The 13,972-nt window shown below is 72.3% G+C and carries 13 protein-coding genes; 7 read left to right on the top strand and 6 right to left on the bottom strand.

From position 1 onward, the window contains the following. Together BA062_RS02810 and BA062_RS02805 are read left to right on the top strand one after the other, a co-directional pair. Entirely contained in the window at positions 1-351 is a 351-nt protein-coding gene (locus BA062_RS02810) for a metallopeptidase family protein (protein ID WP_110334454.1), read from the top strand. An 86-nt stretch (positions 352-437) separates the two neighbouring features. After that, positions 438-1,634, top strand: a complete 1,197-nt coding sequence (locus BA062_RS02805; protein WP_110334453.1) for an MFS transporter — start codon at positions 438-440, stop codon at positions 1,632-1,634. On the opposite strand, the gene BA062_RS02800 is transcribed toward BA062_RS02805, so the two are convergent. The 3 genes from BA062_RS02800 to pheA all read right to left on the bottom strand — a co-directional run bounded on the left by BA062_RS02800 (position 1,631) and on the right by pheA (position 3,927). Continuing rightward, on the bottom strand, positions 1,631-2,311 hold the full coding sequence (locus BA062_RS02800; protein WP_110334452.1) for a DUF4232 domain-containing protein: 681 nt from the start codon (positions 2,309-2,311) through the stop codon (positions 1,631-1,633). The genes BA062_RS02805 and BA062_RS02800 overlap by 4 nt on opposite strands. Before the next feature lie 90 nt (positions 2,312-2,401). Continuing rightward, positions 2,402-3,022 (bottom strand): histidine phosphatase family protein, encoded by a 621-nt coding sequence (locus BA062_RS02795; RefSeq protein WP_110334451.1) that lies wholly within the window; start codon positions 3,020-3,022, stop codon positions 2,402-2,404. After that, entirely contained in the window at positions 3,019-3,927 is a 909-nt protein-coding gene (gene pheA / locus BA062_RS02790; RefSeq protein WP_110334450.1) for a prephenate dehydratase, read from the bottom strand. Before pheA ends, BA062_RS02795 begins: the two co-directional genes overlap by 4 nt. A gap of 89 nt (positions 3,928-4,016) precedes the next feature. Here pheA and BA062_RS02785 point away from each other — a divergent pair, with 89 nt between their 5' ends. Together BA062_RS02785 and coaA are read left to right on the top strand one after the other, a co-directional pair. After that, positions 4,017-4,631, top strand: coding sequence for a macro domain-containing protein (locus BA062_RS02785; RefSeq protein WP_110334449.1), 615 nt, complete (start codon positions 4,017-4,019; stop codon positions 4,629-4,631). Between the two features lie 122 nt (positions 4,632-4,753). Then, entirely contained in the window at positions 4,754-5,686 is a 933-nt protein-coding gene (gene coaA / locus BA062_RS02780) for a type I pantothenate kinase (RefSeq protein ID WP_110334448.1), read from the top strand. A gap of 39 nt (positions 5,687-5,725) precedes the next feature. Here coaA and BA062_RS02775 read toward each other — a convergent pair whose 3' ends face one another. Next, the gene (locus BA062_RS02775) at positions 5,726-6,520 is read right to left on the bottom strand and encodes a transposase family protein (protein WP_110334447.1); all 795 of its coding nucleotides are present in this window, start codon (positions 6,518-6,520) and stop codon (positions 5,726-5,728) included. A 256-nt stretch (positions 6,521-6,776) separates the two neighbouring features. Here BA062_RS02775 and BA062_RS02770 point away from each other — a divergent pair, with 256 nt between their 5' ends. From BA062_RS02770 to BA062_RS39720, 3 genes are all read left to right on the top strand, one after another. Then, positions 6,777-9,383, top strand: coding sequence for an ATP-binding protein (locus tag BA062_RS02770; RefSeq protein ID WP_146239990.1), 2,607 nt, complete (start codon positions 6,777-6,779; stop codon positions 9,381-9,383). A gap of 2 nt (positions 9,384-9,385) precedes the next feature. Next, positions 9,386-10,183, top strand: coding sequence for an alpha/beta hydrolase (locus BA062_RS02765; RefSeq protein ID WP_110334445.1), 798 nt, complete (start codon positions 9,386-9,388; stop codon positions 10,181-10,183). A 126-nt stretch (positions 10,184-10,309) separates the two neighbouring features. Next, positions 10,310-10,465 (top strand): hypothetical protein, encoded by a 156-nt coding sequence (locus tag BA062_RS39720; protein ID WP_168213868.1) that lies wholly within the window; start codon positions 10,310-10,312, stop codon positions 10,463-10,465. Positions 10,466-10,469: 4 nt separating this feature from the next. Here the strand turns inward: BA062_RS39720 and BA062_RS02760 are convergent, their stop codons facing one another. Continuing rightward, on the bottom strand, positions 10,470-11,678 hold the full coding sequence (locus BA062_RS02760) for a hypothetical protein (protein ID WP_110334444.1): 1,209 nt from the start codon (positions 11,676-11,678) through the stop codon (positions 10,470-10,472). Further along, positions 11,675-13,921, bottom strand: a complete 2,247-nt coding sequence (locus BA062_RS02755) for an AAA domain-containing protein (RefSeq protein ID WP_110334443.1) — start codon at positions 13,919-13,921, stop codon at positions 11,675-11,677. The genes BA062_RS02760 and BA062_RS02755 overlap by 4 nt, the downstream gene beginning before the upstream one ends. Positions 13,922-13,972: the final 51 nt, after the last annotated feature.

The raw sequence follows: 13,972 nt of genomic DNA, 5'->3' as shown, positions 1-13,972 counted from the left end.
GTGCCGGTGGACATGCCGCTGCGACGCTTCGAGGAGCTCGTGGCGGAGGCACTCGACCAGGTGCCCGAGGAGTTCGCGCTGGCGATGGACAACGTCGTGGTGCTGGTGGAAGAGCACAACGAGGAGGAGCCCGACATCCTGGGCCTCTACCACGGGATCGCGCTCACCGAGCGCGGCCACGACTACGGCGGCGTGCTGCCCGACCGGATCTCGATCTACCGCGAGCCGATCCTCGCCATCTGCTCCAGCGAGGAGGACGTGGTGGAGGAGGTGCTGATCACCGTCGTGCACGAGATCGCGCACCACTTCGGCATCGACGACGCTCGCCTGCACGAGCTCGGCTGGGGCTGAGCGGGCGGAACGAACCTTGTCACCCGGCCGGGTTACGTTGCTTGCGAGCGGGTTGCGTCCGAGGTCTGCTCCAGGCGTGGGCGGCGATGGTTCGTAGCGTTGAGCGCCGGCTCACGTGGCTACTGGGGTCGAGCGCGTTCAGCAATCTCGGCGACGGCATCGGCAAGGTCGCCTTCCCGCTGCTGGCTGCCACCGTCACGCGCGACCCCGTGCTCATCGCGGGCCTCTCGGCGGCCCAGTTCCTGCCCTGGCTGCTGTTCGCCCTGGTGGCGGGCGCGCTGCTGGACCGTGTCGACCGGCGCACCGCGATCGTGCTCGCCAACACCGCGCGGGCCGTGGTCGTCGGCGCGGTCGCGTTGCTCGTGTACCTCGACGCCGTCTCGATCTGGCTGGTGTACGCGGCGGCGCTGCTGATCGGGGTCGCGGAGACGGTGGCCGACAGCGCCGCGAACGTGCTCATCCCGTCCGTCGTCGACGGGAGCGGGCTCGCGAAGGCCAACAGCAAGCTCCAGGCCACCGAGATCGTGGGCCAGACGTTCCTCGGCGGACCGGTCGGCAGCCTCACGTTCGCGCTGTTCGCCTCGCTGCCGTTCCTGCTCAACTCGGTCGCGTTCGCGGTGGGCGCCGCCCTGCTCGTCGCGCTGGCAGGCAGCTACCGGCCTCGCGGACCGGCGCGACCGGAGTCCTCGCTGCGTGCCGACCTGGCCGAGGGCCTGCGCTGGCTGCGCCGCAACCCGCTGCTGCTGCGCCTCGTGCTCGTCGCGGGCCTGCTCAGCATGCTCACCGAGCTGGCACAGGCGCAGCTGGTGCTCTACGCGCTGGAAGACCTGCGCCTGTCCCCCGCCGCGTTCGGGTTGTTCGCGTTCGTCGGCGGCATCGGCGGGCTCGCCGGAGCCGCCGTGGCGTCCCGGCTGCTCGACCGGACCGGCAGGCGGACGGTGCTCACCGGCGGGATCGTCGTGTGCGGGCTCGCCTTCGGCGGGATGGGCTTCACCGCGCAGCCCGCGCTGTCGGCCACCCTGTTCGGCCTGTTCGCGGCTGCCGTGGTGACCGTGAACGTCCTGCTGGCGACCGCGCGCCACACGCTCGTTCCCGGCGAGCTGCTCGGCCGGGTGCTGGGCGCGTGGCGCACGGTCGTATGGGGTTCGCTGCCCGTGGGCGCCCTGCTCGGCGGTGTGCTCACCGACGCGCTGGGCAGCCCGTCCGCCACGTTCGTGGTGTCGGGCGGGCTGCTGCTCGCGCTCGCCGCCGGGGCGTTCGCGACCGTGCGGTTCCCCAGCTAGGCGTCGCCGGAGCCGGGCTGGATCGTCCTGACGGTCAGCTGGTTGCCGGGGATGTCCTCACCGGCGCAGCCGGTGCCCGGCGCCTCGATGAACATCGACTCGGTCTCCTGCGGCGGGTAGACCCGCAGCCCGCGCACCTCGGTGGGACGGCACTCGGCCGCTTCGTAGTTGCGGACCTGCACGAACCCGACCTCGGCGTAGGCCATGTCGCCGGGGTTGAGCGTCACCGGCGAGCCCTTGGTGCCCTCACGGAACGCCGCGGCACCCACCTGGTGGCCGTCGGCCCCCGCCACGTACGAGACGCCGGGGAACCCCTGGATCACGCAGGCGTCGCCGCCGACGTTGGTGAACTGCAACGGCCGGTACTGCGTGCCCGCGGCGGCGTCGCCGTGGCCGAGCGAAAGCCGCAGGTCACCGGACTTGCACAGGCCGGATGCGTCGGCAGGGGCGGGCTGTCCCTGCGACGTGCCGGGCTCGGAGGTCTCCGAGGCCGGCTGCTGCTCCTGGGTCGTCGACGGGGTCTCCGACTGTGCCGACGACGAGGTGGACGAGGACGGCACGGCCGGGTTCTGTGCCGCGTCCTGGGTGCCCTCGCCGCACGCGGCGAGCAGCAGGGTCAGTGCCGCTCCGGCAGCGGCGAGTGCCACGTGTGAGACGTCAACGCGCTTGTCGGTCATGGTCGCCTCCCTGTGTGCGTGACTACCCAGAGGACGTGCGCCACACACGGAGGGTTGCGTGACTTTCTCACCCGAAAGCCGGAAAGTGCGTCAAGCCATTCCCATACCGGCCCAGTCGAGGCAGGTCCAGCCGTCGTCGCCCCTGGTCTCGAGCCGGACGATGCCGGTGTTGGGCAGCAGGCCCTTGTCGGCGATCTCGGGCTTGACGTTGTCGGCGAGCCATTCGGCGCCGAGGCGGATGGCGCCGCCGTGGCTGACCACGACCACCACGCCGTCGGGATCCACCTCGACGTGCTTGGCGCGCAGGTCGCCGACCGCGGTGACGAACCGGTCGTAGACGTCCCTTCCGCTCTCGCCGCCCGGCATCGCCGGGCTCAGATCGCCGCGCGTCCACGGGCCGACGGTGCCGAAGTACCGTTCGAGCGCCTCGGTGTCGCCCCGGTCCTCCAGCTCGCCGACCTGGATCTCGTGGATGCCCTCCACCACCTGCAGGTCGAGCGCGAGCGAGGACGCCAGCGGCGCCGCCGTCTGCTGCGCGCGGGTGGCCTGCGACGCGTACACGGCGGCAACGGGCTCGCCCGCGAGCTGCTCGGCCAGCGCGTCGGCCTGCCTGCGACCCAGCTCGGTCAGCGGCGGCCCCGGCAGCGCGGTGTTGAGCGTCTTGAGCACGTTCGCCTCGCTCTGCGCGTGCCTGACCAGGTACAACCTCACGCCAGCTCTCCCTTCCGCACCGCGTCCACCCACGCGTCGGCGTTGACGAAGTCGTCGTTGGCAGCGCCGGGCTCGATCGTCGCCGCGACACCGTCGGCCCGCGGGTGCGAGCCGAGGAACCGCACGTTGTTGCACCGCCTGCGCAGCGCGGCCAGCGCGCCGCCGATGCGCGGCTCGGCGACATGGCCCTCGAAGTCGATGAAAAACCGGTACATGCCGAAGTTGCCCTTGATCGGGCGCGCGTCGAGCCGAGTCAGGTTGATGCCACGCGTGGCGAGCTCGCTGAGCAGTTCGGCCAGCGCACCGGTGCGGTTGGCCGCGGCGGCGACGATCGACGTGCGGTCGGCCCCGGTCGGCTCAGGGAGCCTGCCCGGCGGCCTCAGCAGCAGGAACCGGGTGCGCGCGTCGGGCACGTCGGCGACACCGGTGGCCAGCACCCGCAGCGGGTAGTGCTCGACCGCGACGGGCGCGGTGACGGCGGCGTCGTACTCCCCGCGCTGCACGGCGACGGCCGCGGCCGCGGTGGACGACGCCACCACGGGCCGCGCCTCGGGCAGGTTGCGCTCCAGCCACAGCCGTACCTGCGCGAGCGCGTGCGGGTGGCTCGCGACGGTACGCACGGTTTCGACGTCCTCACGCGCGAGGACTGTGAAGTGAACGGGAAGCAACGCCTCGGCTACCGCCACGAGCGGAGCCTCCTCGGCGAGCCCGTCGAGGGTCGCCGTCACCGGCCCCTCCACGGAGTTCTCGACCGGCACGCACGCGGCGTCGGCCTCGCCCTTGCGGACACTGGTGAGCGCTGCGGAGATGGTCTCGACGGGGAACAGTTCCTCGTCACCGGCGAGGCTGCGCGCGGCCTGCTCGGTGAAGGTTCCCTGCGGTCCGAAATAGGCGATCCGTGACACGAGGCCAGGCTACGGCGAGACGAGTTTCACTCCGATAGCCGGTAGGTCGGCCGGTTCTCCCGGTTGACGTTTTTTGCCATGCTGTACGCGTGACCGCCGAATCAGGCACCCACATGGCTCGCAACGGGTCGTCCCACGAAGCGCCGCACAGAACCCCAGAGTTGGTCCTGTGCGCGCTCGACCGACCGCTCGTCGAGGCGTGGGAATCCGTGCGGGACAACGTCGACGGCCCGGTGAGAGTCCACTCCGGATCGGTGCTCGACGTGCACGCACAGGCGGTGGTCAGCCCCGCGAACTCCTTCGGCTGGATGCGTGGCGGCATCGATGCCGTCTACGCGCGGGCGTTTCCCGGCATCGAGCAGGCGGTGCGCAGTGCCGTGCTCGCCTACCACGGTGGCGAGCTGCCGATCGGCGAGGCCGTGGTGGTTTCCACCGGCGAGCCCGCACCGGCGTGGCTGATCAGCTCGCCGACGATGCGGGAGCCCGGCGAACTGCTGCCCGGCGACACCGTGCACCCCTACCTCGCGGCCAGGGCCGTCTTCCTGCTCTGGCGCGACGGCAGGCTCGACAACGGCACCGCGCTGCGCAGCGTGATCGACACCATCGCCATGCCAGGGCTGGGCACCGGGGTCGGCGGCGTGCCCCCCGAGAGCTGCGCCAGGCAGGTCACGGCCGCATGGGAAGAGGTCTTCTTCGGCCGCTGACCTGGTCCGTTCACCCAGACGTGCAGAACGTCACAGCCCGTTGAACGCCGGTAAGCCCTAACGTTAGATGCGCGTTACACACGTGTACGGCGCTGGCCCATCGACGGGCGAGGAGTGAGCGAATGCCACGGGTCCGTGAGCTGAGCCCCTATGTCGAGTTGCAGCGTGACCAGTGGCGTGAGCTGCGCCGCTCGACGCCGCTGCCGCTGACTGCCGGCGAGCTGGTGAGGCTGAGAGGGCTTGGCGAACAGATCGACCTGACCGAGGTGGCCGAGGTCTACCTGCCGCTGTCCCGCATGATCAATCTGCAGGTGGCGGCACGGCAACGGTTGTACGAGGCCACCACGACGTTCCTCGGTGAGGACACGCGGGGCACCAAGGTCCCGTTCATCATCGGCGTCGCGGGCAGTGTCGCGGTCGGCAAGTCCACCACCGCGCGCATCCTGCGCACGCTGCTGGCCCGCTGGCCGGACCACCCGCGCGTGGACCTCGTGACCACGGACGGATTCCTGTACCCGCGTGCCGAACTGGTGCGCAGGGGCATCATGCACCGCAAGGGCTTCCCGGAGAGCTACGACCGCAGGGCGCTGCTGCGGTTCGTCACCGAGGTGAAGTCCGGCGCCGACGAGGTGCGGGCGCCGGTGTACTCGCACCTGGCCTACGACATCCTGCCCGGCGAGGAGCAGGTGGTGCGCAGGCCGGACATCCTGATCCTCGAGGGCCTCAACGTGCTGCAGCCCGGTCCCCGGCTGACGGTGTCGGACCTGTTCGACTTCTCGATCTACGTCGATGCGCACACCGCCGACATCGAGCAGTGGTACATCGAGCGGTTCCTGGAGCTACGGCACACGGCGTTCGCCGACCCGACGTCGCACTTCCACCACTTCGCGAGCCTGCCCGACGACGAGGCGCGCGCCGAGGCGAAGCACCTGTGGAAGACCATCAACGAGCCGAACCTGATCGAGAACATCCGCCCAACGCGCCCGCGCGCGACGCTCGTGCTGCGCAAGGACGCCGACCACTCGATCAACCGGGTCCGCCTGCGCAAGCTCTAGCCGCACTGAAGGCCCCCCGGCGGCTGCAGTGAGCCTTTTTCATCCTTGGTGGTGGGGGTGGTGTTCGAGGGTGTGGATGGCTTTGGCGAGTGTGGTGACGTGGTGGGGGCTGCAGCGGACGCGGGTGAGGATGCGCCAGGTTTTGAGGGTGGCGAAGGCGCGTTCGCCGGGGGCGCGGACGCGGGCGAGGGCGGTGTTGGCTACGCGTTGGCCGGGGTTGAGTTCCCGGGTGGTGATGTGGCCGCCGCCCACGCGTTTGTAGGGGGTGATCACCCCGTCGGCGATGTGGTGGTAGCCGCTGTCGGCCAGCACGGTGATGCCGGCTTGGCGGCAGGCGTCGGGGATGTTGTGGTGGCGGGCTGCGGCGGTGTCGTTGACCGCTGCGGGTAGGCCGTCGGAGACCCAGAGCAGGGTGCCGCGCGGGTCGGTGAGTGCTTGCAGGTTGATCCCGTGGTGGCGGTGTTTGCCGGAGTAGAACGGTCGGTCGGCGGCGAGCCGGTCGGTGCGGATGACGCTGCCGTCGAGGATGGCGTAGTTGTCGCCGTGGCGGGACAGGCGCCGGAGTGCGTCGGTGAGGGTGGGTGCGCGGGCGGCGAGCAGGTGGACCGTTTCGCGGATGTAGCGGTACACGGTGGCGATCCCGATGCCGAATCCGGCGGCCAGCCGCGCGTAGGGGTCGCCGTTGCGCAGGTGGGCCAGCACCAGCAGGGCCTGCTGGCCGGCCGAGAGCCGACGCCAGCGGCTGCCGATCCGGCGGCGGTGGACGCGGACCACGGTGGCGACATACCGCAGGTGGGTGGTGGACAGGTCGATCGTGCCGGGATACAACAACACGCGAAGCTCCTGGTGGTCCTGGGTTGATCTTGGTCGACGATCCATCTACCAGGAGCTTCACTACGTTCAGCACACCAACACGCCAAACACACAAAGATCAAGATGGAAAAGGCTCAGTGAAGGCCACCTTCACTGCGTTCAACGCAGTGAAGGTGGCCTTCACTGCGGTCGGCTGATACTCAGCGTGGGTGTGGTCGCGCACACCTCGCCCGTCTGCGTGCTGGCAAATCGGCCGAATCCGGCGATGATGTCCTGCGTGGGCACCAGGCCGCGCGGCATCCTCGTGCGCGCCCTTGGGCAGGCGTGGGTCGAGCGCGGCGGCGCAAGGGACGCGCTGGCCGACCCTGCCCTGCGCGCGGTGCTCGCCGCGCTGACGGTGCGCGCGAACGAGCCCGTCCCGCCCGCCGAGCTGATCGCCGCCGGGTGGGGTCCCCGTCCCGGCGCCAGCGCCGAGGACGCCCTCGGCACCCGGGTGTCGCGCCTGCGGACGCTGCTCGCGCCCACCGCCGACGTCACCTGGTCGCAGACCGGGTACCTGCTGCGGATCGATCCCGGCCGCATCGACGCCGTGCGCTTCGAACGGCTGGTCGAGAAGTCGCTCAACGCCCGCCCGCGTGAGGGCGTGCGGCTGCTGAACCGCGCGCTCGCGCTCTGGCGCGGTCCCATCGCCTACCCCGAGCTGACGCCGGGTGGGCGGGCGCACGACGAGGCGTTGCGGCTCGGTGAGCTGCGGTTCCGCGCGATCGAACACCTCGCGCGCTGCGAGCTGGCAGTGGGCCACGCGGGCGCCGCCGGCGACCGGCTGCTCGAGGTGCTCGCCGTCGAGCCGTTCCGGGAGGGGATGTGCGCGCTGGCGATGACGGCCCTGCATCGGGCCGGGCGGACCGCCGAGGCGCTGGAGACCTTCCGCCACGTCCGGGCGCGGCTCGCCGAGCTGAGCGTGGACCCGTCCGTCGAGCTGCGCGAGACCTACCGCGCCATCGGCGGCGAGGAGCCCCATCCGCTCACCCACCGCTGGCCGGTGCGCGCGCCGCGGCTGCCGCCACCGACGTCGTTCCTCGGCAGGGAGAGCGAGCTGGCGCGGCTCACCGCGCTGGCCGGGCGCGAGCGCCTCGTCACGATCACGGGAGGCGGCGGGACCGGCAAGACGCGCCTGCTGCTCGAAACGCTGTCCACGATGGACGGACCGCCGCCCACGGTCGAACTGTCCACACTGGAGCCCGAGGAGGTTCCGCTCGCCGTCGCCGCGGCACTCGGCGTGCACGCGCGCGGCACGGCCGACGACGTGCTCGGCGCCGTCGCCGACTACCTCGGAGACCAGCGGCTGCTGCTCGTGCTCGACAACTGCGAGCACGTGCTCACCGAGGTCAGGGCGCTGGCGAAGCGGGTGCTGCACCGGTGTCCCGGCGTCCGCCTGCTCGCCACGAGCCGGGTTCCGCTCGGCGTCGGCGGCGAGCGGGTGCTGCCGCTGGCGCCGCTGCCGTCCGGCGGTGAACCGCTCACGTCGGAGAGCGGGCACCTGTTCCTTGCCCGCGCCCGCAGGGTGCGGCCCGGCTTCGCGATCACCCCCGAGCAGACCGGTCTGGTGCGCGGGGCGCTGCGGACGATGCCGGGTCACCCGCTGAACATCGAGCTCGCCGCGTCGCGCGCCGCCGTGCACGGCGTCGAGGAGCTGAAGGACCTGCCGCGCGCGGTCGTGGAGTGGGCCTTCGACCGGCTCGCCGCGGCGGACGCGGAGCTGCTGTCCGCGCTGACCGTGTTCCGGGGCGAGTTCGACCTGCATGCCGCGGAGGCGGTGACCGACATCGGCGGTGCGATCGCCTCGGGCATCACGCGGCTCGCGGAGCTGTCGCTGCTGACCGTGGAGGACGCGAAGAGCGCGCGGTTCCGGATTCCGGAGCTGGTGCGGCAGGTCGCCGCGCGGCACCTCGCGGGCTCGCCGACCGAGCACAAGACGCGGGACCGGCACGCGCGGTGGTGCCTCGATCTCGCCACCCGCGCGGCGGCCGAGGCCACCGGCGAGGACGACCGGGCTGCGGCCGCGCGGCTGCGGAACAACGCCGCCGACGTCACGGCCGCGCTGCGCTGGGCTCGCACCGAGGAACCGGGGCTCGCGGGCGAGCTGGCGGGACGGCTGGGGCTGCTCTCGCCCTATCGCTCCGAAGTGGACTTTCTCGCGTGGCAGCTCGCACTGGGAGACTTGGAACATCCGCTCGCGGCGGGCGCGGCGGCGCGCGCGGCCGTGCGGTATGGCGACCTCGCTTCGGCGCGCGGGCTCGCCGAGCGCGCGGCGCAGATCGCCACGACCGACGAGGAGCGCTACCTCGCGTTGCACACGCTCGCGCTCACCTCACCCGACACGGGGTCGGCCCGCGCCGCCTGCCACGAGATCCTCGCCCTGCGCGACGTTCCCGACGCACACCGCGCCGACGCATGGGCGGTGCTCGCACTGCTCGACGCCGGAGCCGGTGGTGAGGCGGCGGAAGCGGCCCGCACGCTGGCCGTCCCCTCCGCGCACCGCGCCTTTGCGTCCTATGTGGACGCGATGGTGCGGCTGGCCCGCGATGTCGAGGACGGCGTCGCCGCGCTCGGCCGGGCACGCGCGCTGGCGCAGCAGGCTGACGCGACGATGGTCGAGGGGGCGGCCACGTCCGCGCAGGCGACGGCGCTGCTGCGGCTGGGCAGGATGCCCGAGGCCGCGAAGCTGCTGCTGCACACCCTCGAACACTGGCAACGACTCCGCGCGCCTGCCCAGCTGGAGGCATCCACCCGGCTGGCGGAGGAACTGCTCGCGACCGTGGGCGCGGCGCCCGAGGCCGTGGTCCCCGCGTTGTGCCGCAACTTCGGCACGCTCGCCCGGTGACCATGCGGCGCCGGGTGTTGATCGGGCTCGCGGTGGTGGTCACCATCGTGGCTGTGGTGTTCGGTGCCGCGTTCGCGTTCCAGCGCAAGCTGATCTACCTGCCCTCCGGCGGGCCGCTGCCGAATGCGGCCGACGTCCTGCCGTCCGGGCGGGACGTCACGCTCACGACGGGTGACGGCCTGCGGCTCGGCGCCTGGTACTTCCCGGTCGAGGACGCGCGGGCGGCCGTGCTCGTCGCACCGGGCAACGCGGGCAACCGCTCCCTGCGCGTACCGCTCGCCGAGGCCCTCAACGGGCGCGGGCTGTCGGTGCTGCTGCTCGATTACCGGGGTTACGGCGGGAATCCGGGCTCACCGAGCGAGGAGGGACTCGCCCTCGACGCGCGCGCGGCACGGGACTTCCTGGTACGGCAGAAGCCGGAGAGGTTGCTCTACTTCGGCGAGAGCCTCGGCACAGGCGTGGTCACGGAGCTGGCGACCGAGCACCCGCCGGACGGGCTCGTGCTGCGCTCGCCGTTCACCGACCTCGCCGCCGTCGGGAAGCGTCACTACCCGTTCCTGCCGGTGAGCCTGCTGCTGCGCGACCGGTTCCCGGTCAGCGAGTACGCACAGCGGCTCCGCGTGCCGGTGACGGTGGTCTACGGTGCAGTCGACTCGATCGTTCCACCGGAGCTGAGCAGGGCCGTTGCCGACGCGGCGAACGGACGCGCCGTCGCGGTGCCCGGTGCGGACCACAACGACCCGGTGCTGCTCGACGGCCCGGAGGTGGTCGGCGCGGTCGCGAAGCTGGCAGGCGGCTGAGGGCGGCCTCGGCCGATCGGCCGATCCGGTGCCTGAGTGCCAACCGGTTGGCCGATAGCAGAACTTCTCCCCCGCGGCGACCCTGGTGGGTAAGAAAGCAACCCTGGAGCAGGGGGGAGGCACACGATGCTCAACATCATCCTGACCTGGGTGGGCGCCGTGCTCGGCATCACGGTTCTGCTGGCGATGGCCTGCGGCGCGTTCGTGCTCGACTTCGACGACAGCCGGGGCGCCCGTCGCGGGCAGCCGGACATCGGCGAACCGACCACGCCCACCACCTGAGCCGTCACTGTTTGACGGCTTTCGGCAGGGCGATTCTTGCCTTGCGGATTTCCTCGATCAACCGCGTCTTGCGCCGGTGCGTCTCCGCGAGCTCGGCGAGGTAGGACCCGAACTCGTCGGCGGTTCCGGCCCGTTTGTGCAGTGTGCGCAGCCTGCGCAGCTGTCCGGCGGCGCGGGCGTAGGACTGGGCGTCCTTCCGCGCGATGAGCTGCTCGACATGGTCGCGGTAGGCGGGGATCACCTCGGCGGGCTCGCGGCCGGCCGCGGTCTTCCACGCCTCGTCGCCGCGGTCCTCGGCAAGCAGCGCGGCGACGTCCACGCTTTCCGGTTCGGACTCGGACTCGGGCCCGGGTTCGGGTTCGGGCTGGGACTCTGGGACCAGGGCCGGGGCCGGGGCCGGGGCTCGCTGGGCGCGCTCCAGCGCGGCGACGAGCGGGCCCCTGATGCGACCGCCGTTCTCGTTCCCGAGCGCCTTCGCCGCGTGCGCGATGGCCTCGGTGTGCCTGCCCGCGGCACGCAGCACGCGCACGATCTTGAGGCTGACGTCGAGCCGGGGAAGCTGTTCGGAGAGCATGCGCACGACCGTGTCGACGTCGCCGGTCACCTCGGCGTGCTCCTGGTTGAGCCGCTGCGCGGTGCGCCGCCTGCCCGCCGTCTCGTCGGCGACGGGCTCCGCCAGTACCTGCTCCACAGTGGACTTGACGTGCGCGAGGCCCTTCTCTCCCAAAGGTTTCGCGAACGGTGTCAGCGAGACGTCAGGCCAGCCCGGCCGCTCGAAGGCGAGGCGAAGGATCCAGTCCGCGAGCTCGTCCGGCCGCGGCGGGTGGGCCTCGCACGCCCGCGCGTAGAGCGACACCGCGCGGTCGAGCTGGTCGGCCGCCGCCCCGCTCGGCTCGTCCACCTCCCCGAGCGCCGTGGTGATCTTCTCGACGGCCCTGCGCGCGAGCGGCGCCACGTCGGCCTGCGTGCCGCCGTCGAGCAGCCGCTGGAGGGTGTCGAGCACGGAAGCGACCTGCACCGACTCGGCGGCAGGCGGCGCGTCGTCGAGCAGGTCGCTGACCTGGGCCAGCTCGCCGTTCTCGGCCGGGTGCGCGCGGGCCAGCAACCGCCTCGCCAGCTCCGGGTCACGCTCGGCCTGCTCGCACAGCAGGTCGGCGAGCACCAGCGCGTCCAGCGAACGGAGGTACGCGCGCAGGTCCGAATGGCTCCTCACCCGCTCATCGTGTCATGCGAAGCACTCTCTTTGGTCACCGTGATGTGCCGATCGATCGCGGGCTGTGGTCGCCTTGGCGCGGGGATCACCACCTCGTCGAGCCTGCGCACGGCGACCGACCCCTGCAGGCGCAGGGCGTTCACGGAGCCCAGCGGGGTGCCGATGGGCGCCGACTTGATCGCGTCGAGGTCGCCGAGCAGGTACAGGCGCCTGCGCACCCGGGTGACGGCGACGCCGAAGGAACGTACCCGTTCGGCCCAGTCGTCACCGGTGAGATCCACGAGCACGGTGTCGAAGTCGGTGCCCGGCAGGGTCCGCGCGGTACCGACGGCGACGGAGAGCCGGTCGCGCACGGCGGCGAGCCACGCGTCGGCCTGCAAGCGGTTCGGGGCCACCACCGCGGTGCTCTCGCGCTCGGCGGCGGTCAGGAACCGCACGATCGCGCCGTAGTCGGGTGAGGAGCCCCTCGTGTCGAGCAGCACCACCTCGGTGTCGATCCGGCCGGAGCCCTCCAGCACGTCGTAGCCGGCGCTGTTGGCGAGTGCCCGCACGCTCGCGCCGTAGCGGTGCTGCCTGGTGAGCACGGCACAGCCGGGGTGGGCCTCGGCGTCCTCGGGGGTGCGGATGCCGCAGTGGGCGAACGGCGTGGTGAGTGTCCACCGGCGGACCTCGGGCAGGTTCCGGATCGCCTGCGGGCGCACGCGCGGTCCTGGCCTGCGGAGGTCGCCGAACAGCACCGCCGTCTCGCGGGCCTGCGCCACGGCGAGGAGCACATCGGACAGCCGCGCTGAGCCCGCGTCGTCCACGAGCACCACGTCGAAGGGCTGCTCGGCGACGAAACGCCGCGCGGCGGAGGCCCTCACGACCCGGCCGGAGAAGCCCGTCTCGTAACGCCGCCCGTGGGCCCGCTCACCGAGCCACCACAGCCGTTCCTCCAGCTGCCCGCGCCTGGCCGCGCGGCCGGGGCTGCGGCCGCGCAGTTCCTCCCGTTTCGCGTGCACGCCGGGCAGGTCCAGCCGAAGACACTCGGCGTGGAACCGATGGTCCTGATCGGACGCGACGCCCACCGACCGCAGCTGCGCGATCCGGCCACGCACGAGCTCCAGCCGGGTGTACGCCTCGGTCTCCTCGCGCGCCGCGGCGTCGAGCCGGTCGTGCGCCGCGGTCAGCCCCTCCTCGATGGCGATGGCATCGTCGTCGGTGAGCGGGTGCGCCTGCGCCCGGCAGTCGGCGATCAGCTCCTCGAGCCGGGCCCAGTCGGCGTCGGCGTCGCGCAACGCCCTGCGGTCGGCGCGCCTGCCCCGGTAGAACCGCCTGCGGTTCTCCAGCCGGTCGCTCAGCACGGACACCGCGTCGGACACCGTCGCCAGCTGCACGGACAGTTCCCTGGCCTCGGTGAGCCGCGCGCGCTGGTGGGTCGAGTCGTGCCAGGCCTCCCGCGCCGCCCGCAGTTCGGCCTGCGCCGCGGCCAGCTCCTCCGACGCCTCCTCGTGCCGCCTGCGCGCCTCGGCGAACTCGGCCTCCAGCGACGCGGAGCGCTCGCGGTTCTCGATACGCCTGCACACGGCGAGAAAGGCCGCGTGGTCGTAGCCGGTGAGCGCAGCGTCCAGCTCGGCCAGTTGCTGTTCGACGGCGGTGAGCTCCGCGAGGTGCTCCTGGATCACCAGGCGCTCCGCGTCGTGGCCGGGATCGATCGGCGCCTCGTCTGCCGCGGTCACCACGAGTACCCGCTTGCCCGCACGGGCGAGGTCGGCGGCGGCACTGTCGATCAGCGTGGTCTTGCCCGTGCCCGGCCCGCCCCACACCAGGCGCAGCCCTGGCCGGAAGCACGCACGGTAGGCGTCGCGGGCGCGGTCCAGCTCCCCTGCGGCGAGCTGGTCGGCCAGCGGGGCGTGACCGAGTCCGCGCAGCTCGTGGGCCAGCCGCTGCAGCGACTCGTGCGCCCGCACCTGCCGCACCCACACGCGATCACAGTCCGGTGGGAGCGGCCCGGGTACGGCGAGCCACAGCACCCCGCCCCTCAGCTGCGCCCTCGCCGGCACGGCCGGACCGTGCCGAGGCCCCTCTGGTCCCGCGAGCCGGACGTCGTCGATGGGATCGACGCGCCGCCCCCGTACGTCGACGGCGTACTCACCGTCCCCGGTCCGCCGATACCGTCCCAGCTCGGTCCACTCGCCGCTCTGCCGGACGTGCTCGAGCTCCGCCTCGACCGCGCGAGCGGCCTCCTGCCGCCAATCGGCCATACCACCCCTCTCAATCCAGACCGAGTAAACCAAGAGTGCTGGTTTGGGTAC

It is taken from the genome of Prauserella flavalba, assembly GCF_003202235.1.
Taxonomy (GTDB): Bacteria; Actinomycetota; Actinomycetes; order Mycobacteriales; family Pseudonocardiaceae; genus Prauserella_A; species Prauserella_A flavalba.
Note: the sequence above shows the minus strand (reverse complement) of the source record. Positions and strands in the feature narration are given on the sequence as shown.

Bases quoted from the DNA above. Each gene is read 5' to 3' on its own strand.
- BA062_RS02805 (WP_110334453.1), top strand. From the start codon at position 438: ATGGTTCGTAGCGTTGAGCGCCGGCTCACGTGGCTACTGGGGTCGAGC.
- BA062_RS02800 (WP_110334452.1), bottom strand. From the start codon at position 2,311: ATGACCGACAAGCGCGTTGACGTCTCACACGTGGCACTCGCCGCTGCC.
- coaA (WP_110334448.1), top strand. From the start codon at position 4,754: ATGCCACGGGTCCGTGAGCTGAGCCCCTATGTCGAGTTGCAGCGTGAC.
- BA062_RS02765 (WP_110334445.1), top strand. From the start codon at position 9,386: ATGCGGCGCCGGGTGTTGATCGGGCTCGCGGTGGTGGTCACCATCGTG.
- BA062_RS39720 (WP_168213868.1), top strand. From the start codon at position 10,310: ATGCTCAACATCATCCTGACCTGGGTGGGCGCCGTGCTCGGCATCACG.
- BA062_RS02755 (WP_110334443.1), bottom strand. From the start codon at position 13,921: ATGGCCGATTGGCGGCAGGAGGCCGCTCGCGCGGTCGAGGCGGAGCTC.